This is a genomic window from Gardnerella sp. DNF01157, assembly GCF_049244225.1.
Taxonomy (GTDB): domain Bacteria; phylum Actinomycetota; class Actinomycetes; order Actinomycetales; family Bifidobacteriaceae; genus Bifidobacterium; species Bifidobacterium leopoldii.
In genome coordinates, this window is the sequence record NZ_CP058388.1 from 288158 (window position 1) to 310993 (window position 22836).

Sequence of the window (22836 nt, forward strand, 5' to 3'; positions counted from 1 at the left end):
GTAACGCATTAAAATAAAACGCTTGTTGTGTCGTACGAGGCGTACAGGCTGCTAAAATGGGAGGTGACTATGTCGCGTACACCAGTTTGCAAACGGGAAGGCAATTATGTCAATAATTCTTGAAGGCAATCCAAAAAAGCAGATGATGTTAGTTACGGGTCGTGCATACCCAGAGCTTGCTAATGAGACTGCACAGTATCTTGGTATTGATGTGCTTGAGACTACTGCCTACGATTTTGCGAATGGCGAAATGTATGTGCGCTTTACTCAGCCTGTTCGTGGCTCAGATGTGTTTGTGCTTCAGGCACATACGAATCCTATTAACAATTGGATTATGGAACAGCTGCTTATGGTCGATTCTTTGCGACGCGCATCTGCTCGCAGTATTAACGTGGTTGCACCGTTCTTTGGATATTCGCGTCAGGATAAAAAGCATCAGGGACGTGAGCCTATTACTGCTCGCCTCATGTTTGACTTATTCCGCGCTGCTGGCGCCACGCGCATTTTGACTGTCGACATGCACGCAACTCAGGAGCAAGGTTTCTTTGATGGTCCTGTTGACCATTTGACTGCGATGCCTGTGCTTATTGATTATGTGCGTAATTCTATGAAGCTCGACAACGCAACTATTGTTTCTCCTGATGCGGGGCGAATTAAAGTCTCTGAGCAATGGGCTGCAAAACTCGGAGATTTACCTCTTGCTTTTATTCATAAAACGCGCGATATTACTCGTCCAAATCATGCTGAAGCTCATGGCATTATCGGTGAGATTAAAGGACGCGATTGCATTGTTGTTGACGACATGATTGATACTGCTGGCACTATTTGCGAAGCTGTACGCACTTTGCGTGAGGCTGGAGCAAAATCTGTTACTTTGGTTGCAACGCATGCTTTGCTTTCTGGACCTGCTGTTGAGCGTTTGAAAGCTGCTGGAGTTCGCGAGATCATTGTGACGGATACAGTTCCTGTGCCTGAAGAGAAGCGTCTTGATAATATGACGGTTCTTTCGATTGCGCCGCTTCTTGCTGCTGGTATTCGTTCCGTGTTCCGCTCTGGATCGCTTGTGTCGCTTCGCAACGCACTTCCGGAAGATATGAAACAGCATAATATTTACGCATAAAGCGCATAAAACGTACAATATATAAAACAAATAACCGCATAATTCGTGTAACTGCATAAGCTTTATGCATTAACGTACGGGTTCAAAACGGCAGGAGGCAAATATGGTCGCCAATAACACAACAGCAGTTGCAGAAAATAATGAATCGCAAGAAGCGTTGCAATCTGATGCTTCCAGAGCGATTATTACCGTTGTCGGCTGCGATACCGTTGGTATTATTGCAAAAGTTACTTCGCATGCTGCCGAGCATAATGTAAATATTTTGAATATTTCTCAAACAATTGTCGACGGATTCTTCAACATGATGATGATTGTTGACGTGTCTACTGTTGATTGCGAATTTGGCGACTTTGCTGCAGGATTAGAAACGCTAGGAGACGAAATTGGCGTGCGTATTCGCTGCCAGCGTAGCAATATTTTCACTGCAATGCACAGAATCTAAAATCCGCAGCAATCTAAGTAAATGTAAGGAAGTACACAATGCTCAACCTGATGGAAGTAAGCGAAACTAATTCGATGATTGAGCAAGAACAGCTCGACGTTCGCACAATCACCATGGGAATCAACCTGCTAGATTGCGCTTGCGAAAACTTGCAGGACGTTTGTTGTAAAGTTGAAGCAAAAATCACACGTCTTGCGAAAGATTTAGTAAAAACCGGCAACGATATTTCGCGCGACTACGGAATTCCAATTGTAAACAAGCGAATTACCGTAACTCCAATTTCGCTTGTTGGAGCGTCATCTTGTAAAAAGCCTGAAGATTTTGTGCAAATTGCGCACGCATTAGACAGAGCAGCACACACTGTTGGAGTTGATTTAATTGGTGGGTATTCGGCGCTTCCTGCAAAGTCGATGACTGCAGCAGACCGCATGCTTATTGAGTCGCTTCCACAAGCCTTAAGTGAGACGGAAATTGTGTGCTCGTCTGTGAACGTCGGCTCGACGCGAACTGGTATAGACATGGATTGCGTAGAGCTGCTCGGACGCACGATTAAAAAGATCGCTGAAGCTACAGCTGGAAACGATTCTTACGGTTGTGTTAAATTCGTGGCTTTTTGCAATGCTCCGGACGACAATCCGTTCATGGCAGGCGGCTTCCATGGTGTAACTGAAGGCGATGCTGTGATCAATGTTGGCGTGTCTGGTCCTGGCGTTGTTTCGAGTGCACTCGATGCTGCTAGAGGAAAAGACTTTGCTTTTCTATGCGAAACTATTAAGCGCACTGCGTTTAAGATTACTCGTGTAGGTCAGTTGGTTGCGCAAGAGGCTTCTCGTAGGCTTGGTGTGCCGTTTGGAATTATAGACTTGTCGCTTGCTCCAACTCCTGCAGTTGGCGATTCTGTTGGCGAAGTGCTTGAGAAAATCGGTTTGGACCAGGTTGGTGCTCCTGGCACAACTGCTGCGCTCGCTATGCTGAACGATCAAGTTAAGAAGGGCGGCATTATGGCAAGTAGCTATGTTGGCGGTCTTTCTGGAGCGTTTATACCCGTTTCGGAAGATGCAAATATGATTGCTGCTGCGAAGTCTGGCTGCTTGACTATTGAAAAGCTTGAAGCAATGACATGCGTTTGCTCAGTCGGTCTTGACATGATTGCGATTCCTGGAAATACTTCCGCTGCGACGATTTCTGGCATGATTGCGGATGAATCTGCAATTGGTATGATTAATCAAAAAACTACCGCTGTGCGAATTATTCCAGTAATTGGAAAAGGTGTAGGCGAAATGGCGAACTTCGGCGGATTAATGGGATATGCGCCGATTATGCCAGTAAACCAAACAAGCTGCGAAGCTTTCGTAACTCGTGGTGGACGTATTCCTGCTCCAGTACACAGCTTCAAGAATTAGCTACGTTTCGATTTGCTTTCGTGCTTTGCGGGCACAAGCGTCGCGTCTGGCTTTAATTTTGATGCGCAAGTTGTTACTAGCTTTTAGTACGAGCGCATTTTGTACGGTATGCTAGCGATTATTGCACGTTAATTAGCACAGGTTCGCTATGCAAACCTTGTACTCGTTTGTGCTCAATGCGTAAAACGTAAGTTCCGCGATTCACTTTTGGCAAATCCTCATCAGCGGTGCAGCCTTTGCCGGAAGTGGAATTAGTGTTCCAAGTAATTTTCTTCTCAAAATGGTCGCCTTTTGCCATAAGAAGAGGTTTCAAAGGCATATCGCATACGTCTGAACGCCATACTGCATGGGATAAGTAGTCAACGCTCTTACTGGAGTCTTTAAAGTCTTTGCTGTCTTTGCTATTTTTGCTGTCTTGATTATTTTTCTTTTTATTATCTTTAGTTGTTTGCTTACCTTGCGTAACTTCTTCACTACTATTAATCGTTAAAACAGCATTCATATCCGATGCGTCAATAAGGCAAGAAGAGTTTCCTTCGTACACAAATCGTTCTGTCAATTCAACGCTACCGCCCATGGGAACAGTTTGTGACTTAGTAGAAAGCTCAAGACGAATATCTTTAGCAGTGCAATGAGGTGTTAAGCCAACAGGACGAGGGTCTGGCACTGGTTGACGAACAATAGTAACTTCATGGCCAGCAATCGCTTTACCAATAGCAGCAATACCCTTACTCAAGCTAATAACGCAAAATATGACCAGCATAATCAAAAGCAACAAAGCAATACCAACAACAATTCTGCGGCGACGATACATTTTTCGTTTTGCTGCACTCATGTTGCGTACGGGCTTACGCACGGGTTTGCGCATCGGGTTGCGAAATGATGTTGCACTCGCATTGCGATGCGGTTTACGTGGTGACGTAGTTGGCATTGACATATTTACCATTGTAATACATAAGTCGATGAGATGAACTGTACTCACTACACAAGGTAGACTAACATACAAAGTAATTAAGTTGTTAATTAAAGAGTTACAAAAGCAGCGTAATTAGTTAGTTACTTAAGGTAGTGCTAAAGTGCCATCCGGCAATATAGTGATAAGACTGTCATGATCGAGCGAAGCAATGCATTTGTCAAGTTGCGTTTGATTCGACCATAAATTGTTGATCTCGCAACGTTGCAATACCTGCTGTTTTTTATGTGCTTCACGCAATGCCTGCAAAATAATGCCGCGCACTTGCCGATTAGTGCCGGCAAAATGTTGCTGTGGGCGGGTATGGTGGCCAAGACCTGGAAATCCAGCAGCTTTGAAACGGCACCATGTTTGCAAAGGGCATGTAGTGCATTGCGGAGATCGTGCTGTGCAAATGGTAGCACCAATTTCCATAATTGCCTGATTCCAAATGGATGAAGTGCAAGTAGTGTTGGTGGTGTTAGTAGCGTTAGCAGTGGCAGTAGTAACATGATTATCTTCCGGCAATACTGCTGCAGCAAGCTCGCGGTCAGATTGCGTTGTGCTGCCACCATGCGATTCAGTTCCAGTAAAAGCGCGCATAAGTACGCGGCGAATATTTGTATCAATCACCGCAATGTGCTTGCCATAAGCAAAGCTGAGTATTGCACTTGCTGTGTAATCGCCTACACCTGGCAAGGCAATAAGTTCTTCATAGGTGCATGGCAGCTTATTGCGATATGTTGTTGCTACAACTTGAGCACAAGATTGTAAACGTAACGCGCGTCGAGGGTAGCCGAGGCGACCCCAAGCTGTAATAATTTCAGCACTCGTAGCGTGAGCTAGTGATTGTGCATCTGGCCAAGTTTGCATCCAAGTGAGCCAATAGGGTACAACGCGGCTCATTTGCGTTTGCTGGCTCATTACTTCACACACAAGCACACCCCAAGGGGTAGTGTGCCCAAACCTCCAAGGCAAATCGCGTGCACAACTATGCCAAAAAAATGCAACATTATCGCGCGTAAGTGTTGCCAATTCGCGCAATGGCTGAGAAGTTTCTTCGGTGAGATGTTCTTCGGTGAGAGATTGTGAATCTTGCTGCATGCTTGATTATGTAAACGTCGTATACTTTCGTGATTACCTTCCGCCTGTAAAACCGAGTTGCCTCCACGCTTCATACACTGCAATAGAAGCACAATTTGTAAGATTCAAACTACGAAGTGACGGGCGCATAGGAAGACGCACCTGCTCTGCCACATGTGGACCAGCCATAACATCCATTGGATCAGGAATATCTCCTGGCTCTGGTCCAAAAAGCAGAATATCGTTCGACTTATATTCAATTTCAGTGTAAAGTTTCGTAGCATTTGCAGTAAACGCAATAATTCGCGAATTTGGCATTGACTCAACTAAATTCTCAAAATTCGGGTGCAAAACAACGTGAGCCATATCGTGATAATCCAAGCCTGCGCGACGTAATTTAGTATCGTGCAAATTAAAACCAAGCGGCTCAACCAAGTGCAAGATAGTGCCAGTTACAGCGCAAAGTCGAATTGCGGAACCTGTATTTCCTGGAATACGAGGGGAGTAAAAGCAAAGGTGAGGGGTGTGCGTTTCTGCGCGCGCGGCATCGTCGGCGCTGAGCATTGCGTCCATAACGCTAATCGGATTTCCGTGAGCGTCGGTTACAAGCTCGTCTGGGCCATAATTTGATTTGCGGTAGCCGTACTCGTACATTTGCTCTACGCGGCTTGCTGCTGCTTTGTGTGCTTCGGTTTGTGCTTCGGTTTGCTTTTTGGTTTCGGCTGCTGCTTCTTGCGTATTCTCGCTGTTATTCATGCTATTCCTTAGCTTTTTAAGTATCTTTACGTAACTTCGTAATCGTAACGTATTTAGTTTACTCGCAACTTGCACATTACTATTGCGAGCGTTCGTTATTAGTGGGGAAAAGTCCGGAGTTTTTGGTAAAGTAGACAGACTGTGTAAGGTGTGTCATATAGCGGGCATGCTCATGGAACCGAAGAAGGCGCCCGCGCATCGCAACTTGCTTATTTGGCAGTTTCGTTTGCCGCGATTTTCTTTAGTTTTTCAAAGATTAAATAGTTAACTAGCGAGTGATAAAGGAACGTCCATTGGCTGCTGAACAAGCTATGACGAGCACCACGAAAGTCATCGCACGTGCTGACGAACATGATATTAAGTTGCATAAAGCGTCAGATCGTGTGAATTTTGGCTCCATTTGTGAGCCTATTGATGTGCCATACCTCCTCGGCGTGCAAACCGACAGCTTTGATTGGTTGATCGGCTCTGAACGCTGGAAGAAGCGCGTTGCAGAAGATGAAGCAAACGGAACTCACACCGTGCCTCATGTCTCTGGTCTCGACGAAGTCTTCCAGGAGATTTCCCCAATTGAGAACTTTGCTGAGACGATGAGCCTCACATTCTCTGATCCATACTTTGAAGAGCCACGTCACACTGTGCTCGAGTGCAAGGAAAAGGATTACACCTATTCTGCTCCACTTTATGTGAATGCTGAGTTTGAAAACGGCGAAACTGGCGAAATTAAGAGCCAGACTGTTTTCATGGGTGATTTCCCATTGCAAACTCCTCACGGCACATTCATTATTGGTGGCACCGAGCGAGTAATCGTTTCGCAACTTGTGCGCTCCCCAGGCGTGTACTTCGATCGTACACAAGATCGCACTTCCGACAAGGATGTTTTCGGTGCGAAGATTATCCCAAGCCGTGGTGCATGGTTGGAGTTTGAGATCGACAAGCGTGACGTTTTAGGCGTTCGCGTTGACCGCAAGCGTAAGCAGTCTGCAATCGTATTCCTTATGGCTATTGGCATGACGAAAGACGAAATTGCAGATGCTTTCCAAGGCTATCCACTTGTTTTGGATGCGCTCGCAAAAGAGCCTATCGAAACGCAAGACGATGCACTTACCGATTTGTATCGTAAGATTCGCCCTGCAGATACTGCAACTCCAGAAGCTGGTCGCAATCTTCTCGATTCCTTCTACTTCAACACAAAGCGTTACGATTTGGCTCGCGTTGGTCGCTATAAGATCAACCGCAAGCTCGGTATTGAAGCAGATTACAGCGATCGCAGCTTGAATCGCGAAGATATTATCGCAACTATTAAGTACTTGGTAACGTTGCATTCTGGCGAAAAAACCTTCCCAGGTAAGCGCGACGGTCAAGACGTACAGTTGCGCGTTGACGTTGACGATATCGATCATTTTGGCAACCGTCGTATTCGTCAGGTTGGCGAGCTTGTGCAGAATCAGCTTCGTACCGGCTTAAGCCGCATGGAGCGTGTTGTGCGCGAACGTATGACAACTCAGGATGCAGAGGCAATTACTCCTCAGTCCTTGATTAACATTCGTCCAGTAAACGCAACTATTAAGGAATTCTTCGGAACTTCCCAGCTCAGCCAGTTTATGGATCAAAACAATCCTTTGGCAGGCGTTACGAACAAGCGTCGTCTTTCCGCACTTGGTCCTGGTGGTCTTTCTCGCGATCGCGCTTCTATGGAAGTTCGAGACGTGCACCCATCCCACTTCGGACGTATGTGCCCAATCGAATCCCCAGAAGGTCCAAACATCGGTCTTATCGGTTCTTTGGCAACCTTCGGACGCATCAATCCATTCGGCTTCATCGAAACCCCATACCGCAAGGTTGTGAATGGTCACGTAACTAACGAAGTCGAATACATGACTGCAGATCGTGAAGCTGAGCACGTTATTGCTCAAGCAAACCAGGAACTCGACGAAAACGGCAACTTCGTCGGCACTCAAGCACTTGCTCGCGTGGACGAAGAAGAAGCAGTCGATGTGCCTGTAAGCACTGTAGATTACATGGATGTTTCCCCACGTCAGATGGTTTCTCTCGGCGCTTCCTTGATTCCATTCTTGGAGCACGATGAAGGCCACCGCGCATTGATGGGTACGAACATGCAGCGTCAGGCTGTGCCGCTTATTAAGTCGGAGCGACCACTTGTTGGTACCGGTTCTGAATGGCGTGCAGCAGTTGATTCTGGCGACGTAATCTTGGCTGAAAAGCCGGGCGTAGTAACTTACGTTTCTGCAGATATTATTCGCGTTATGAACGACGATGGAACTCAGTCCAGCTATAAGCTTTCAAAGTTCCAGCGTTCTAACCAGACTACTTGCTACAACCAAGTGCCGCTTATTAAAGATGGCGAGCGCGTTGAAACTGGTACAGTTTTGGCAGACGGTCCTGCAACCGAAAAGGGCGAACTTGCATTGGGTAAGAATTTGCTCGTTGCATTCATGCCTTGGAACGGTTACAACTACGAGGATGCTGTGATTATTTCCCAGCGTCTTGTGCAAGACGATACGCTTTCTTCTATTCACATTGAAGAATACGAAATCGACGCTCGCGAAACCAAGCTTGGTTCCGAAGAGATTACTCGTGACTTGCCAAACGTTGGCGAAGATGCGATTGCAAATCTCGACGAGCGCGGCATTATTCGTATTGGCGCTGAAGTCGAAGCTGGCGATATTTTGGTTGGTAAGGTAACTCCTAAGGGCGAAACCGAGCTTACTCCAGAAGAGCGTTTGCTCCGCGCAATCTTCGGCGAAAAGAGCCGCGAAGTGCGCGATACTTCTTTGCGCGTGCCACACGGCGAGACTGGTACTGTGATTGCAGTTAAGGAAATCACTCGTGAAGACGCTGAAGACGACGGTGACGAGCTTCCAAACGGCGTGAACCAAATGATTCGCGTTTACATTGCTCAGCATCGTAAGATTACGCAAGGCGATAAGCTTTCCGGTCGTCACGGCAACAAGGGTGTTATTTCCCGCATTTTGCCAGAAGAAGATATGCCATTCTTGGCTGATGGTACTCCAGTTGACATCATGCTTAACCCGTTGGGTGTGCCTTCTCGAATGAACTTGGGTCAGGTGCTCGAGCTTCACTTGGGTTGGATTGCTCACGCTGGCTGGGATATTAACTTGGATCCAGACTTGGAAGCAGCTTGGAAGAAGTACGTGCCGCAAGGTGCTGAGCATGGCGATCCATGCACTCCAGTTGCAACGCCAGTATTCGACGGCGTGCGACCAGAAACTTTGAAGGGCTTGCTTTCTACAACACTCGCAAATCGCGATGGTGACAAGCTTGTTGGCTCTGACGGTAAGGCAACCTTATTCGACGGTCGTACTGGTGAGCCATTCCCGAAGCCAATTTCTGTGGGCTACATGTACATTTTGAAGCTGCATCACTTGGTTGATGATAAGATTCACGCACGTTCCACTGGTCCTTACTCCATGATTACCCAGCAGCCGTTGGGTGGTAAGGCTCAGTTCGGCGGTCAGCGCTTCGGCGAAATGGAAGTGTGGGCGCTCGAGGCTTACGGTGCTGCTTACACATTGCACGAAATGATGACTACGAAGTCTGATGACGTCGACGGTCGTGTGCGCGTGTACGGTGCTATCGTCAAGGGCGATAACCTGCCACCAGCTGGCATTCCTGAATCATTCAAGGTGTTGCTTAAGGAAATGCAGTCGCTTTCGCTTAATGTTGAGGTGTTGAACGCTGAAGGCGTCGCAATCGACATGAAGGATGAAGAGGACGACCCAGTTTCATCTTCCGACGATCTTGGCTTCAATATTGGCGCTCGACCAGATTCGTCCGCCAAGGAAGATCAGATTGTTGTTGAACCTGAATACCAGTGATTCGGTAACGAACACACTTTAAGAAATTAAGAAACGTTAAAAACAATTTCATGAGACAGGACGATAAGAGTGCTGGACGTCAACGCATTTGACAAACTGAGGATTGGACTGGCAACCGCCGAAGATATCCGTAGCTGGAGCCACGGCGAAGTAAAGAAGCCAGAAACCATTAATTACCGTACCCTAAAGCCAGAGAAGGACGGTCTGTTCGGTGAGCAGATCTTCGGTCCAACTCGCGATTGGGAGTGCGCATGCGGCAAGTATAAGCGCGTGCGCTTTAAGGGAATCGTGTGCGAACGATGCGGCGTAGAAGTTACCCGCAGTCGCGTTCGCCGCGAACGCATGGGTCATATTGAGCTTGCAGCTCCGGTAACGCACATTTGGTTCTTCAAGGGTGTGCCAAGCCGTTTGGGCTACTTGCTCGACATTGCACCTAAGGATCTTGAAAAAGTAATCTACTTCGCAGCCTACATGGTTACGAAAGTCGACGAAGAGCAGCGTCACCAAGATCTTCCAGATTTGCAAGACGAATTCGATACAGAAATCGGCAACCTTCGCAAGCGTCGTGATAACGAAATTGAAGCGCGCGCTAAGAAAGTTGAAGAAGACTTGCATGAGCTGGAAGAATCTGGCGAAGGCAAAGGTGCTGCAAGATCTAAGTTGCGCGCTAGTGCAGAACGCGAAATGTCTGCTATTCGTACTCGCTATGACGAGCAAATTCAGCGTTTGAACGCCGTATTCGATCGTTTCAAGGGCTTGCGTGCCGGCGATATGGAAGGCGACGTTGACTTGTGGCGCGAGATGGAAGATCGCTATGGCGATTACTTCGAAGGCTGCATGGGTGCTGAAGCTATTAAGAAGCGTTTGCAAGATTTCGATTTGAAGTCTGCTGCCGAAGAGCTTCGCGCAGAAATTGACAACGGAACCGGTCAGCGCAAGGCTCGCGCTTTGAAGCGACTGAAGGTTGTAAACGCGTTCTTGACTACTGGAAACAAGCCAGAAGCTATGGTTTTGGACGTAATTCCAGTAATCCCACCAGACTTGCGACCAATGGTTCAGCTCGATGGTGGTCGTTTTGCAACTTCCGATTTGAACGATTTGTACCGTCGTGTAATCAACCGTAACAACCGTTTGAAGCGACTTATTGAGCTTGGTGCTCCTGAGATTATGCTTAATAACGAAAAGCGCATGCTTCAGGAAGCAGTCGACTCACTCTTCGACAACGGTCGCCGCGGACGCCCAGTAACCGGCGCATCCAACCGACCATTAAAGTCGCTTTCCGACATGCTTAAAGGTAAGCAAGGCCGATTCCGCCAGAACTTGCTTGGTAAGCGTGTTGATTACTCTGGTCGTTCCGTAATCGTCGTTGGTCCAAGCCTTCGCATGCATCAGTGCGGTTTGCCAAAGCCAATGGCATTGGAGCTTTTCAAGCCGTTCGTTATTAAGCGTTTGGTGGATCAGGGCTTCGCTCAGAATATGAAGAGCGCAAAGCGTTTGGTTGACCGCGGCGACTCCGAAGTTTGGGGCGTTTTGGAAGAAGTTATTTCCGAACATCCTGTGCTTCTTAACCGCGCACCTACACTTCACCGCTTGGGTATTCAGGCATTCGAGCCGATTTTGGTTGAAGGTAAAGCAATCCACCTGCCACCACTTGCTTGTGCTGCATTCAACGCAGACTTCGATGGTGACCAGATGGCAGTGCATCTTCCGCTTTCTGCAGAAGCTCAAGCCGAAGCGCGCACTTTGATGATGGCTTCCGACAATATCTTGAAGCCAGCAGACGGTCACACCGTGACTATGCCTTCTCAGGATATGATTCTGGGTCTTTACTACTTGTCTACCGTAATTGACGGAGCAAAAGGTCAGGGCCGAATCTTCTCCTCGCTTGCTGAAGCTGAAATGGCTCTCGACAAGCATGAGATTGATATGCAAGCTAAGGTGCTGATTCGAGTTCCTGCAGACTTCGTATTGCCAAAGAATTGGGAGCCTGCTGAGCTTAAGGTTGTTGACCCTGAGCCAGGCAGCCCAGACGTTGTGCGCGAAGAGCGTTTTAAGGACGGGACTGTACTGTTTGCAACTTCTTGCGGACGCATTTTGTTCAACGGAACTTTGCCAGTCGACTATCCGTTCGTAAATGAGCAGGTGCCAAAGGGCGTACTTTCTAAGATCGTCGACGATATTGCAACCCGCTATTCTACAGCTCAAGTTGCAGCAACACTCGACGCTTTGAAGGATCTCGGCTTTACTCGCGCTCCTTGGTCTGGCGTAACGATGGCATTCTCTGACATTGTGCTTCCTCCAAATCGCGAGCAAATTGCGCAAGATTACGAGGATCAGGCTGCAAAAATCAACTCTCAATACGATATGGGTCTTCTTACAGACGAAGAGCGTCGTCAAGAGTTGATCAACTTGTGGACTGAATGCACCGACAAGGTTGCAGACGCAATGCGCGAAAACTTCCACGATGACAACAACGTGAACATCATGGTTCAGTCAGGCGCACGTGGTAACTGGATGCAGATTCGTCAGATTGCTGGTATGCGAGGCCTCGTGGCAAACCCTAAGGGCGAGATTATTCCTCGACCTGTTAAGTCAAACTACCGCGATGGTCTTTCCGTGTTGGAGTACTTCATCTCGCAGCACGGCGCTCGTAAGGGCTTGGCAGATACCGCACTTCGTACGGCAGAATCTGGCTACTTGACTCGTCGTCTTGTGGATGTTTCGCAGGAAGTAATCGTGCGTGAAGAAGATTGCGGCACTAAGCGCGGTCTTATGATGAAGATTGCTGATCGCGACGAAAACGGCAATTTGACGCTTGTTAAGGCTGCTGACGGTGGTCCATACTCGCGCTTGCTTGCTGCAGACGTAATTGATCCTGCTGACGGTACGACAGTTTTGGCAAAGTGTGGCGACGCGCTTTCTATGGACGTTTTGCGTGATTTGGTTGCTCACGGCGTTGAGGAAGTTAAGGCGCGTTCTGTGCTTACTTGCGAATCCAAGCGCGGCGTTTGCGCAAAGTGCTACGGCTGGTCCTTGGCTACAAGCCGACTCGTGGATGTTGGTGAGGCTGTTGGTATTGTTGCAGCACAGTCCATTGGTGAACCTGGTACGCAGCTTACGCTTCGTTCCTTCCACTCTGGTGGCGTCGCTTCGGCTTCTGATATTACTCAGGGTCTTCCTCGTGTTACGGAGCTTTTCGAGGCTCGTACTCCTAAGGGTGAGGCTCCAATCGCTGAGTTCCCAGGCGTTGTGAAGGTCGAGGATACTGATCACGGCCGTCAGGTGACTTTGACTCCAGACGACACTACGATTGATCCAATCGTTTACCCAGTGACTCGTCGTGCGCCAATGCTTGTAAAAGATGGCGACCATGTTGAGGTTGGTACGCAGCTGATTGAAGGTTCTGTGGATCCTAAGAAGATTCTGCGTATTCTTGGTCCGCGTGCGGCTCAGGTGAACATCGTGGAAGAAGTGCACAACGTGTACCGTTCTCAGGGTGTTGATATTCACGATAAGCACATTGAAGTTATTGTGCACCAGATGCTTCGCCGCATTACGGTGATCGATTCTGGCGATACGGATCTTCTTCCAGGTGAACTTGTGGATCAAGCAAAGTTCCGCGAGGCAAACTTGGCTGCTGTAAAGAACGGCGGAAAGCCTGCTGCTGGTCGACCAGAGCTTATGGGTATTACCAAGGCTTCTTTGGCTACGGATTCTTGGCTTTCTGCAGCATCGTTCCAGGAGACTACGCGTGTGCTTACTGAGGCCGCCTTGAGCCAGAAGGAAGATGACCTTAAGGGCTTGAAGGAGAATGTGATTATCGGTAAGCTCATCCCAGCTGGTACCGGTTTGGCACGTTACCGCAATGCTAGTGTGGAGCCGGATCCTCAGGTTCGCGACTCTATTTATCCGAACTTTGGTTTGGGCGGTGCAGATAGCACGCCTTCGAACTTCGGTGAGAGCGATATGGGCGATGTTGACTTCTCCAACATTGATTTTGGTGATATGAAGCTCGGCGACGACTTTAATCCAGATGACTTCCTTGACGATCAGGGTGGTCAGAGCGATTATGGCGACGAAGCTGAGTGATTGCGCTAATCTAATATAAAAATGGGGCTTCAAGCTTTCGGGCTTGAAGCTCTTTTTTGTTGCTGGCACAGTTGGCGCTCGCGTGGATTACGCGCTCGCTTACGAAACTCGCGTTGGAAGCCCACTGGACTTCCAACTTAAGCGAGTTTCCGCTCCGAGTTGCCTTCGCGCTAAATGGCAGCGCTCAGGCAGGTCGTCAGCGCACGCCAGTCACAACTTAGTTTCTAAAGCGCAACCACGCAACTCTGCCCTGCCTTCGTCAATCGAGACGAAGGTAGACCTCGCTTGCGTTGAAAGCACACTGTGCTTTCAACTCTGAGCAAGCTCGGCGCTCCGAGTTGCTTTCGCGCGCTAAATTGCAGCGCTCAAGCAGGTCGTCAGCGCACGCCAGTCACAACTTAGTTTCTAAAGCGCAACCACGCAACTCTGCCCTGCCTTCGTCAATCGAGACGAAGGCAGACCTCGCTTGCGTTGAAAGCACACTGTGCTTTCAACTCTGAGCAAGCTCGGCGCTCCGAGTTGCTTTCGCGCGCTAAATCGCAGCGCTCAGGCAGATCGTCGCGCTGCATGAGTGTGATTTTGCCTACCTTCGGACACTGATGCAGAAAAGGGGGTACATATCACTGCGCTAGTAACGACCTACTTGAACACAAACGAGCGCGACGCAATATAATAAAAAATATGACGCTAGTATCAAGTAAGCAGAACGACTTGCAACATACGCAATCGCTTTCGCAGCAATCAAATCCAATCATTCCACGCGTGCTAAGCGTAGCTGGCACAGATCCGACAGGTGGAGCCGGAATACAGGCAGATCTTAAATCAATCATGGCGGCAGGCGGTTACGGCATGTGTATACCAACTAATCTTGTTGCGCAAAACACATGCGAGGTGCGCGAAGTATTCACGCCACCAGTAAGCTTTTTCCGCACACAACTTTCATGCGTGTACGACGACGTTACAGTTGATGCACTAAAAATCGGCATGCTCGGATGCACAGAATACATTGAAGCAATGCGAGACTGGATGCGTGATAATCCGGTTCCTGTAAGCGTTCTAGACCCAGTTATGATATCAACTTCCGGGAAGCGCTTGCTTGAGGCAAGTGCTGAAAATGCGATGCGAAACTTTATAAGCTGCGTTGATGTAGTGACGCCAAACGTGCCGGAATTGGCGGCTTTGTGCGAGTCAAGTGTTGCGGAAAATTTTGAGGAAGCTTGCAACCAGGCGCGCAAGTTGGCTGCAAAAAACAGCGTTGTTGTAATCGTAAAAGGTGGGCACTTAACTGGCAAAGACGTTGGAAATACTGCGGTTTTCCCGGATGGCTACGCAAGTCACGTACCAAGCGAACGAGTTGAAACAAGCACAACTCACGGAACTGGTTGCTCGCTTTCTTCTGCGCTTGCTACGAAAATTGGGCTTGCTTTGCGCGAGGGAAAGAATTTGAGTGATCACGATACTGTACTTCGCGCGCTTGAATGGTCAACGGCGTGGCTTCGTGAGGCGATTGCGGCTGGGAGTGAATTGCATGTTGGGCGCGGCGGCGAGCGCGGGCATGGACCGGTAAACCATTCCGTGCGCATCCTTCAGCAAACTGTGTGAACATCGAAGCTCTGTTCGTAAACAAATGCCGGGAATTTTCCGGCATTTGTTCCCAAAACCAGCCAACGCTCGCGCTTAAGCGAGTTTCCGCTCCGAGTTGCTTTCGCGCGCTACGCTCTAAGCGCGAAAGCAGGTCGTCGCGCACGCGTGCCAGTTTTACTCAGTAATCACGCTTTTAAGCTCGCGCGCAACTTTCCCAGCATCCTCAGCGCACATAAGCGCCGACACTGTGCAAACTCCGTCAAGCTCAAGACCGCGAATAGGGAACACCGTGTTCTCGTGAATTCCGCCAATTGCCAACGTTTTTACGCCCATAGAGTGCGCAACTTTCGCAACTTCGTTTACGCCTTCAACTCCCAGTGGAGGCACGTCGTGCGCTTTCGTATGCGTTTCAAAAGCTGCACCAATGCCAATCACATCCGGCAGTGGAACGTCGTTTTCTTTGCACTCGCGGTAAGCTTTCTCCATCAAATCCGGTCGAGCGCAAGAAAGCCCAACCATCCACTCTGCTGGCATCGCCTTTCGTGCCTCAACAAACGGCGTATCCTTTTGCCCAACGTGCAAGTTGAAACCAAGATGAGCTGCGCAATCAACATGATCGTCAATAAACACAGGCACATCGCCGTGTCCGGAATCAATAAGCGCGTGACGCAACTTCTTCGCCTTGGCCGAAATTTCAGCGTCATTGGAATACTTATCGCGCAATTGCACAACTGTAACTCCGCCTTCAACTGACTCTACTGCAACTTCTTCTTCCGGGCGATTTCCCATGCGCGGATCCGTTACCAAATACAGTGTCCAATCAACAGGCTCCACCGTAAACTCAATATTTGTCAAACTAAACATATCATTTACGCTAAGAGTTGAAAGCGCATCCATCCACAGTGTGCGGAAAGTGCCTGGAGCTGTGGTTTGGCGAGCTGCCCAAGTTCCAGCCGCTGCTGCGTGCACGTGCGCTGCAACAGTTGCTGCGAGCGGACGTTCCGGGTTTGCGCCAACGTATGCTGCAACTAACGCTCCCAAAGCGCAACCTGTTCCAACTACCTTAGTCATAGCTTTGTGGCCACCTGTTACGCGAGCTAAACATCCGTGAGCGTAAATCGCGTCTTTTTCTCCGGAAATTGCCACTACGGATCCGTATTTTTTAGCTAATTCGCGAGCAGCTTGAAGCGCGTCGTTTACGTTATCGTGAGAATCTACGCCTTTTCCGTTGCTTTCTTTGCCTGCAAGTGCCATTATTTCGGAAGCGTTTGCACGAATTACAGTAGGGTGGTGCTTAATAATTTCGTGTACAAAGCGCGCGCGAGGTGCAAGTGCTGGAACGCCGATTCCAACCGGGTCAAGCACCCACGGAGTATCAGCTTTTTCGCATCCTTCAACAGCTGCGCGCATGTATTCGGAAGTTTCTGGCTGATGGAATGTGCCAACGTTTATGAGCACGCCTGTGGCAATTTGCGCAAGTGCATGCGCTTCTTCTGGATCGGTTACCATAATTGGCGATGCTCCTGCAGCGAGCAGTGCGTTGGCTGTAATGTCTTGCACGATTACGTTCGTGATGCAATGGGTGAGTGGCTGCTGTGTGCGCACACGTTCGATGCATTGACGCACGTCGTTAAGGAACATACGTCGGCGTGCGCGTACAGAGAAGCATGTGTCGACTTGCGTTGTTGAGCTTGTGCAGTATTCGTTTGCTTCGTTGCAGGTATTTGTTTTTTCAGTGTTGCATGTTGTCATAATGTTTCCCTTCGCTAGCACTATCTAGATCAGGTTTTACGGATGTAATCTCAGCGCTTGACTTCACAATTTGTTGCAATTGCGCACTCCGAACCATCCTTCGACTATATCTTTTGTTCATGACTTACGCTCTTTTGCGTTAGTGTCTCATTTTGCTTGTTTTGCAGCACTTGCAGGAATCTACAAAAATCGCGCCGCATTTTTGCAACTTCTTCTACATATTTTTGCTTTCAACTGTGTAAACATAAATATAGTAAATAAAAAGTAGATTATAGAAGTTACGAAAGCGAGATAACATGGCAAACGATTCCATGCTAGAACAAAAGACTCCGCTCACAGCGCGCGAATACGCGACACGCACAGCAATACGCGCGATTGCAATCATCGCATCTGTTTATGGCATGGCTGCTTCGTGGGAAGGCTTGATGACCTTCACTTATTTTACGAATCTTTCTAACCTTATGATTTGCGTAGCTCTTGCTGGATCGCTTTTGCTTGATACAGCTGCGTTTATGCGTGCTCGTAATTCTGCATGTTCCGCCGCACAGCAAGATTCCGCCGCACAGCAAGATTCTGCAGCATCTTGCGCATGGTTCGACTCAAAATCCAACGCTTGGTACATTTTCAAATTCATGATGACCATCTCAATTGCTGTCACATTCACTTTGTACCTGTGTTTCTTAGCACCTACCAATAAGCTTGGTTTTGTCGGCGCTTACATGAATAACGGATGCAGCAGCCTTTGCGTTCACGCAGTTGCGCCGCTTCTTGCAATCGCTGATTTTGTGCTTTTTGATTATCGTTTCCGCTCTACTCGCGCACATTTGTATGTTTCTACTGTTCCGCCTCTTGCTTATGTTGCTTATGCTGCTATGCTTAGCGAGTTTGCTGGTGTTCGTTGGGGTGTTCATGCAATGCGCGCGCCTTATAATTTCCTCAATTATGGCGCTCCTGCCGGCTGGTTCGGCTTTGCACCGCAAACTTTTAATGCCACTACTTTGGGCGTTGGTGTTGCGTATTTGTTAATTGTGTTTACTCTTATTTTTATTGGTGTCGGCAGTGTATTTCTTGCGCTTAAGGATGCTCGCGCTCGTGCAATATTAAAAGAATAGTATTGTTGCGCGCCACTATTGCCTAATTGCTAGAATTAAGCGTATGAGTGAGGATACTGCATTACAAGCATTATTTGACGGTACGTTACGCAATTCTTCTGGCAATGTGACTAATGCGTTGCTTGTGTATGGTGCGCCGAATACTGGTAAAACGCAGTTTGCTGTGCGCGCAGCAATTTCCGGCTATAAGCGTTGGTCGCATAATGTTACTGCGATGGCTGTGCAAAATCGTGTTCTTGCTTCAAAAATTGACAATATTATTATTCGTCAAATTGGTGTGAGTAAGCAGTCTCGTCCAGTTGGCACTTTGGCTTCTTTAGCTTTTAATATCATTTCTGCTTGCTGTAAGTTAAAGAATGAGCCTTCGCCTAAGCTGCTAAATGGTGCTGAGCAGGATTCTTTGCTTCGTAAAGTTTTGCGCGCACACATTGAGCATGTTATGTGTGGAGATAATGGTGATTGCAATATATGCGCGCTTTTTAAGGATTATTTTGAAACGTCTCAATGGGTTATTCCATTAACTTGCGCAGTTTCTAATACTTCCGCCACTTCTAACACTTCCGCGCCTTCAACAACTCAGGCTGCTCAAGCAGCTTCTTCGTCTCCAGAATTTTTGGCAGATAGTTTCGATATTAACAACGCTTTTATGCATCAATTGCGCGATATGCTCGCTCGTTTAGATGAGCTTGGTATTAGCGATTTTGAAAGCGAAAATTCAGTTCTTTGCGCTCTTAGTGACGAGCAATCTTACGCCAATAATAGTGATATTTTACAAACGTCTGTGCTTATTAAACGTAGATTAACTCAATGGCGTTTGGCGTTTGCTTTGCGAGCTGAATATCGAAAAATAATTGCCGACACTTATAAATCTTCTTTCCGACTTGACGCTTCGCAACTGTTGGTTGAGGGCGCAAAATCTGCGCGCGAATTAGGCGAGCATGGTTTAGTAAACTCTTCTGAAATTCCGGCTCTTCTTGTAGTCGATGATTATCAAGATATTACTTTGGCTGGTTTGAGTTTTATTGAGACTTTGTCGAAGATTGGCACGCGTTTAGTTTTGCTTGCGAATCCGGATGAATCTGTGCAATCGTTTAGAGGAGCGTACCCGGATTATGCAATTTCTGCAGCTTTGGATGAGTTGAATGCTGCTGAACAAACTTTAGAATATACGGGTTTTGCTGATTCTTGCGAAAATTCTTCCGACGATTCTGCTGATTCTTCTAAAAATTATTCTGCAGATCCAACTTTTGCAAATTATACCCAAGCACCTTCGATGCGTGAATTACTCGCTTCGCGCGTTTCTCTTTCGCTTACTTCGCAATATAAAACAGATGTTGCGCTCCCAAATCGCCCTTGGAAAATGCCAAAATTTGTAGGGTCCTTACCGATTGAGCCTATAGAAACCCCACAAAATTCTCATCTAAACTCAGACGACACTGTTTTTACAGCGTTATATCGTTCACAGCGCGAGGAATTAGATGCTGTTATTTGGCAAATGAAGCAATCTCACGTAAATAATAAGCGCAAGTGGAGCGATATGGCGTTAATTGCGCACGACAATTCCACTGTTCGTCTTTTTGGCGAGCAGCTTCGCGCTTCTGGAGTTCCTGTGCGTTACTCGTTAGTAACTCGCCCATTAAAAGATGAGCCGTTTGTGCAAGGTTTATTTGCGCTTATTGAACTTGCTCAATTTGCGCAGCACGGTTTTTCTGGAATTGTTGAGCAAGTAAAACATGGTAGAAGTTTGCAAAATTTGGCTTCGTGGGTGCGTTTGCAAGTTCAGAATATTATGGATAGTCCACTTTCCTCGATTACTAAGAGCGATTCTGGATTTTACGGTGATTTAGACGTTGAAATACCTGCGAAGTTATATTCTGTAGATTCGCTTATGCGTTCTCTTTCTTCTCTTTCGGCTGTTTTAATTGAGAAAAATTGTGAAAATAACAAGAGCTTTGAATCTAATGCGCCTTTGCGAAATCTTGTTCATAACTGGGATTTGTTGCAAAATTCGCTTTATAATGCGCAAAGCAAAGCGTACTTTGAATCTCAAATTTTGGTTGATAATAGTCGTATTGATGGCAGTTCAAATGATCTTATGCCATTGTCTCTTGATGCGTGCTACTTGCTTTGTGTAGCAGATGTTGCACGTTTTATAGATGATGATTCTAATGTTCGTAAAGATTCTACAGTGTTGCAAATATTGCAGAATATGGCACCTCGGAATCCGCACGTTGCCTCTTTTGTAAAACTGTGGAAAAACGTGCAAATTCTCGCTTCTCGTATGCACAATAATCCTGATTTGAGTAGTGCTCAATACGCTCTTGGTGAGGCTTGGAATATTTGTCATGTTGCTGAGCGTTGGCAGCGTATGTCTTTACAGCATAATTCGGAAGGTTATCGAGCTAACGATCGCTTGGATGCTGCAATGCGTCTTTTTGATTATGTTTCTTCATATGTTTCTTCTGATATCTCGTCAATGAATACGTTTGACGATACTTTTAAACAAGAAAATATTGTAAGTATTGCAGATTTTATAGCTCAAGTTCGTGGCATGGAAATTGAAGCTGATTCTCTTGCTAAAGTAGCACCTGTTCCAGATGCTGTAACGCTTACTACTCCTGCTGGTTCTGTTGGAAAACATTGGAATCTTGTGTGGATGCCTACTTTGCAACAACGTGTGTGGCCAAATCTTGCTTCTCGTAGCACTATGTTTGGTGCAGAAAGTTTAGCGAATATTATTTTGCATTCTAAGATTTCTGCTTCTAAATTGACTGTGAATGCGTCACTTCTTTCAAATAATGATAAATCTGCAGTTTTTGCCTCGGAACAGCGCAGTTTTTTGTTAGCTATTACGCGCGCAACAGAGCGTTTGTATATAAGCGCACAATATAGCGATAGTGCTGTGCCAAGCGACTTTCTTTATTATTATTTGCCTGAAAGATACTACAATAATGAAAATTCGCGCACGCCTTTTACGGAATTTACTACACCTTTTGCCGGTTTAGATATGGATGTTCGTGGACTAGTGTGTGCTGCTCGTTCGCAAATTTTGCGTGCTTCTTCTATGAAAGAAGAGTTTGGAAATAGTGTAGGTAATGCAGGTAGTGCAGATAGTGCAGATAGTGCAAGTAGTTCCGATAGTGAGAATAGTAAGTCTAGAAATGCGATTATTGACGCTGCTCAAACGTTGCAATTACTTAAAGAAAATGGAGTATTTTGCGCTGATCCTTTTGAGTGGGATTTTATGAGCGATGTCGATGACTATGTTGATGAGAAATCTTCTGTTGAAAAAGACAATGAAAAAAATAATGAAAAATATAATGAAAAAGCTAGCTCTGCTAAAAAAACTAACTCTGTTGTAAGCTTGTCTCCTTCAGCTGTAGATAGTTTGTGGGCATGCCCTGTGTGTGGATTGGTCAATCGTCAGCTTTTAGGCCCTCAACCCGGCAGCGCAGCAACGTATTTTGGCACGCTAATTCACGAAACTGCAAGGTGGGCAAGCGAAAATCAGCATTACGATATGCCGGAAACTGAAGTTGATGAAACTGAAGCGACTAAGAATGCGGCTGAAGCGACGAATAATTCAGCCGACTATTCGCCTTACTCTCCGCTTGTGCGCCGCAGTAACGCAATCGCAAATCTTATGGAAAAGTATTACTTAAGTATTGCGCCTGAACTTGCAGATATTCGAGATAGTAAGGAGCATTATTCGGCTCTTGCGCGTGAGAAGAATATTAAACGTGCGTTACATGCAATTGCGCAATATTTTGTTACTTCTTACGATCAATCAACATATGCGCTTAACTCAAAAAAGTCAGAAAACGGCATATTAGAATCTCTTACAAAAAGCGAAAAATCTTTAGAAAGCAGCATAGGCAGATTGCAACAAGCGTATTGCGAATTGCAAACAAGCGCGCATTTTGGATTTAATGATATTACTCGCGTATTGAACAATACTTTTAAGAATGCAAATTTGCAAACCGTTACTACGCATGACTGCTACGAATTGATGGGTGCTTTAGTTGGAGGATGGCCGGATGGCGCAAGTGAAGATATGCAAGTACATATTCACGGTCGAATTGATCGCATGGAAAAGCGCATCAATTCAGATGGTTCTGAGCATATTCGTTTACTGGACTACAAAACAGGAAAACCTTTAACAGCAAGTGGAGTTTTTAACGATTTGCAATTAGTTTGCTATCAGCTTGCTTTACTTTTTTCTGATGAGAATCCGCTTATTGATGCTTCGAATGCGCCGATTATTTCACGAAGTGTTCTATTTCACGTTGCTAAGAATGATTATCCTGCTCAAGATCATAACGTTGCTGAAAACGTGTATCAGCCGCCGCTTTGCGTAAAAAATACTTTAAATAATAATCCGCTTGAGTTACGAGTTGGATTCAAAAATATAGCAAGATTGTTAGATTGTCCGCAGCTTGACGATATTGCGAAGAATTGTCCAGAAAATGTAAGCGAAAACGCTTGGCAGTCGTTTACATCATTAAATCAAAGCGCAAAATGGTCTCTTACTATGATTTCGCGCGTTTGCTATGCTGCTGCGGCAGTTCGTTCGCATAAGATTATTGCGCACCCAACTTCTGAACACTTGAAGTATTGCAATGGAAAACAAGTATGCCCAGCATGCGCAGGTTGCATAGATACTGTATATGAGGTGCTGTAGTT

12 protein-coding genes and 1 riboswitch are annotated in these 22836 nt (G+C 46.7%); of the genes, 8 read left to right on the top strand and 4 right to left on the bottom strand.

Annotated features, from left to right (window positions below):
- The first annotated feature begins 106 nt into the window (after positions 1–106).
- From HXT38_RS01055 to HXT38_RS01065, 3 genes are all read left to right on the top strand, one after another.
- Positions 107–1120 carry a ribose-phosphate diphosphokinase gene (locus HXT38_RS01055; RefSeq protein ID WP_004107531.1) on the top strand — a complete coding sequence of 338 codons (1014 nt, stop codon included), beginning with the start codon at positions 107–109 and terminating at the stop codon, positions 1118–1120.
- Between the two features lie 103 nt (positions 1121–1223).
- Positions 1224–1562: an ACT domain-containing protein gene (locus HXT38_RS01060; protein WP_004107532.1), complete on the top strand. Its 339-nt coding sequence runs from the start codon at positions 1224–1226 to the stop codon at positions 1560–1562.
- Between the two features lie 38 nt (positions 1563–1600).
- Entirely contained in the window at positions 1601–2965 is a 1365-nt protein-coding gene (locus HXT38_RS01065) for a PFL family protein (RefSeq protein ID WP_032842559.1), read from the top strand.
- Between the two features lie 118 nt (positions 2966–3083).
- Here HXT38_RS01065 and HXT38_RS01070 read toward each other — a convergent pair whose 3' ends face one another.
- The 3 genes from HXT38_RS01070 to HXT38_RS01080 form a co-directional block, all read right to left on the bottom strand.
- Complete coding sequence (locus HXT38_RS01070; RefSeq protein WP_064340229.1) at positions 3084–3896, bottom strand: hypothetical protein; 813 nt, start codon at positions 3894–3896, stop codon at positions 3084–3086.
- Between the two features lie 129 nt (positions 3897–4025).
- Complete coding sequence (locus HXT38_RS01075) at positions 4026–5021, bottom strand: A/G-specific adenine glycosylase (RefSeq protein ID WP_415696123.1); 996 nt, start codon at positions 5019–5021, stop codon at positions 4026–4028.
- 33 nt (positions 5022–5054) lie between these two features.
- Positions 5055–5756: a tRNA (cytidine(34)-2'-O)-methyltransferase gene (locus HXT38_RS01080; protein ID WP_415696124.1), complete on the bottom strand. Its 702-nt coding sequence runs from the start codon at positions 5754–5756 to the stop codon at positions 5055–5057.
- 311 nt (positions 5757–6067) lie between these two features.
- Between HXT38_RS01080 and rpoB the strand changes: the two genes are divergently transcribed.
- From rpoB to thiD, 3 genes are all read left to right on the top strand, one after another.
- Entirely contained in the window at positions 6068–9616 is a 3549-nt protein-coding gene (gene rpoB, locus HXT38_RS01085) for a DNA-directed RNA polymerase subunit beta (RefSeq protein WP_421792025.1), read from the top strand.
- Positions 9617–9685: 69 nt separating this feature from the next.
- Positions 9686–13705, top strand: coding sequence for a DNA-directed RNA polymerase subunit beta' (locus HXT38_RS01090; protein ID WP_004118670.1), 4020 nt, complete (start codon positions 9686–9688; stop codon positions 13703–13705).
- Between the two features lie 681 nt (positions 13706–14386).
- The gene (gene thiD, locus HXT38_RS01095; protein ID WP_421791894.1) at positions 14387–15307 is read left to right on the top strand and encodes a bifunctional hydroxymethylpyrimidine kinase/phosphomethylpyrimidine kinase; all 921 of its coding nucleotides are present in this window, start codon (positions 14387–14389) and stop codon (positions 15305–15307) included.
- A gap of 156 nt (positions 15308–15463) precedes the next feature.
- Here thiD and thiM read toward each other — a convergent pair whose 3' ends face one another.
- The gene (gene thiM / locus HXT38_RS01100) at positions 15464–17041 is read right to left on the bottom strand and encodes a hydroxyethylthiazole kinase (RefSeq protein ID WP_004107252.1); all 1578 of its coding nucleotides are present in this window, start codon (positions 17039–17041) and stop codon (positions 15464–15466) included.
- Positions 17031–17142: riboswitch (TPP riboswitch) on the bottom strand. It overlaps the preceding gene by 11 nt.
- 195 nt (positions 17143–17337) lie before the next feature.
- On the opposite strand from thiM, the gene HXT38_RS01105 reads away from it, so the two are divergent.
- Together HXT38_RS01105 and HXT38_RS01110 are read left to right on the top strand one after the other, a co-directional pair.
- Complete coding sequence (locus HXT38_RS01105; protein WP_112928796.1) at positions 17338–18153, top strand: hypothetical protein; 816 nt, start codon at positions 17338–17340, stop codon at positions 18151–18153.
- A gap of 43 nt (positions 18154–18196) precedes the next feature.
- Entirely contained in the window at positions 18197–22834 is a 4638-nt protein-coding gene (locus HXT38_RS01110; protein WP_421791896.1) for a PD-(D/E)XK nuclease family protein, read from the top strand.
- Positions 22835–22836: the final 2 nt, after the last annotated feature.

Excerpts from the sequence above, each read along its gene's own strand:
- HXT38_RS01055 (WP_004107531.1), top strand. The coding sequence starts at position 107 with ATGTCAATAATTCTTGAAGGCAATCCAAAAAAGCAGATGATGTTAGTT.
- HXT38_RS01060 (WP_004107532.1), top strand. The coding sequence starts at position 1,224 with ATGGTCGCCAATAACACAACAGCAGTTGCAGAAAATAATGAATCGCAA.
- HXT38_RS01065 (WP_032842559.1), top strand. The coding sequence starts at position 1,601 with ATGCTCAACCTGATGGAAGTAAGCGAAACTAATTCGATGATTGAGCAA.
- HXT38_RS01070 (WP_064340229.1), bottom strand. The coding sequence starts at position 3,896 with ATGCCAACTACGTCACCACGTAAACCGCATCGCAATGCGAGTGCAACA.
- HXT38_RS01075 (WP_415696123.1), bottom strand. The coding sequence starts at position 5,021 with ATGCAGCAAGATTCACAATCTCTCACCGAAGAACATCTCACCGAAGAA.
- HXT38_RS01080 (WP_415696124.1), bottom strand. The coding sequence starts at position 5,756 with ATGAATAACAGCGAGAATACGCAAGAAGCAGCAGCCGAAACCAAAAAG.
- rpoB (WP_421792025.1), top strand. The coding sequence starts at position 6,068 with ATGACGAGCACCACGAAAGTCATCGCACGTGCTGACGAACATGATATT.
- thiD (WP_421791894.1), top strand. The coding sequence starts at position 14,387 with ATGACGCTAGTATCAAGTAAGCAGAACGACTTGCAACATACGCAATCG.
- thiM (WP_004107252.1), bottom strand. The coding sequence starts at position 17,041 with ATGACAACATGCAACACTGAAAAAACAAATACCTGCAACGAAGCAAAC.
- HXT38_RS01105 (WP_112928796.1), top strand. The coding sequence starts at position 17,338 with ATGGCAAACGATTCCATGCTAGAACAAAAGACTCCGCTCACAGCGCGC.
- HXT38_RS01110 (WP_421791896.1), top strand. The coding sequence starts at position 18,197 with ATGAGTGAGGATACTGCATTACAAGCATTATTTGACGGTACGTTACGC.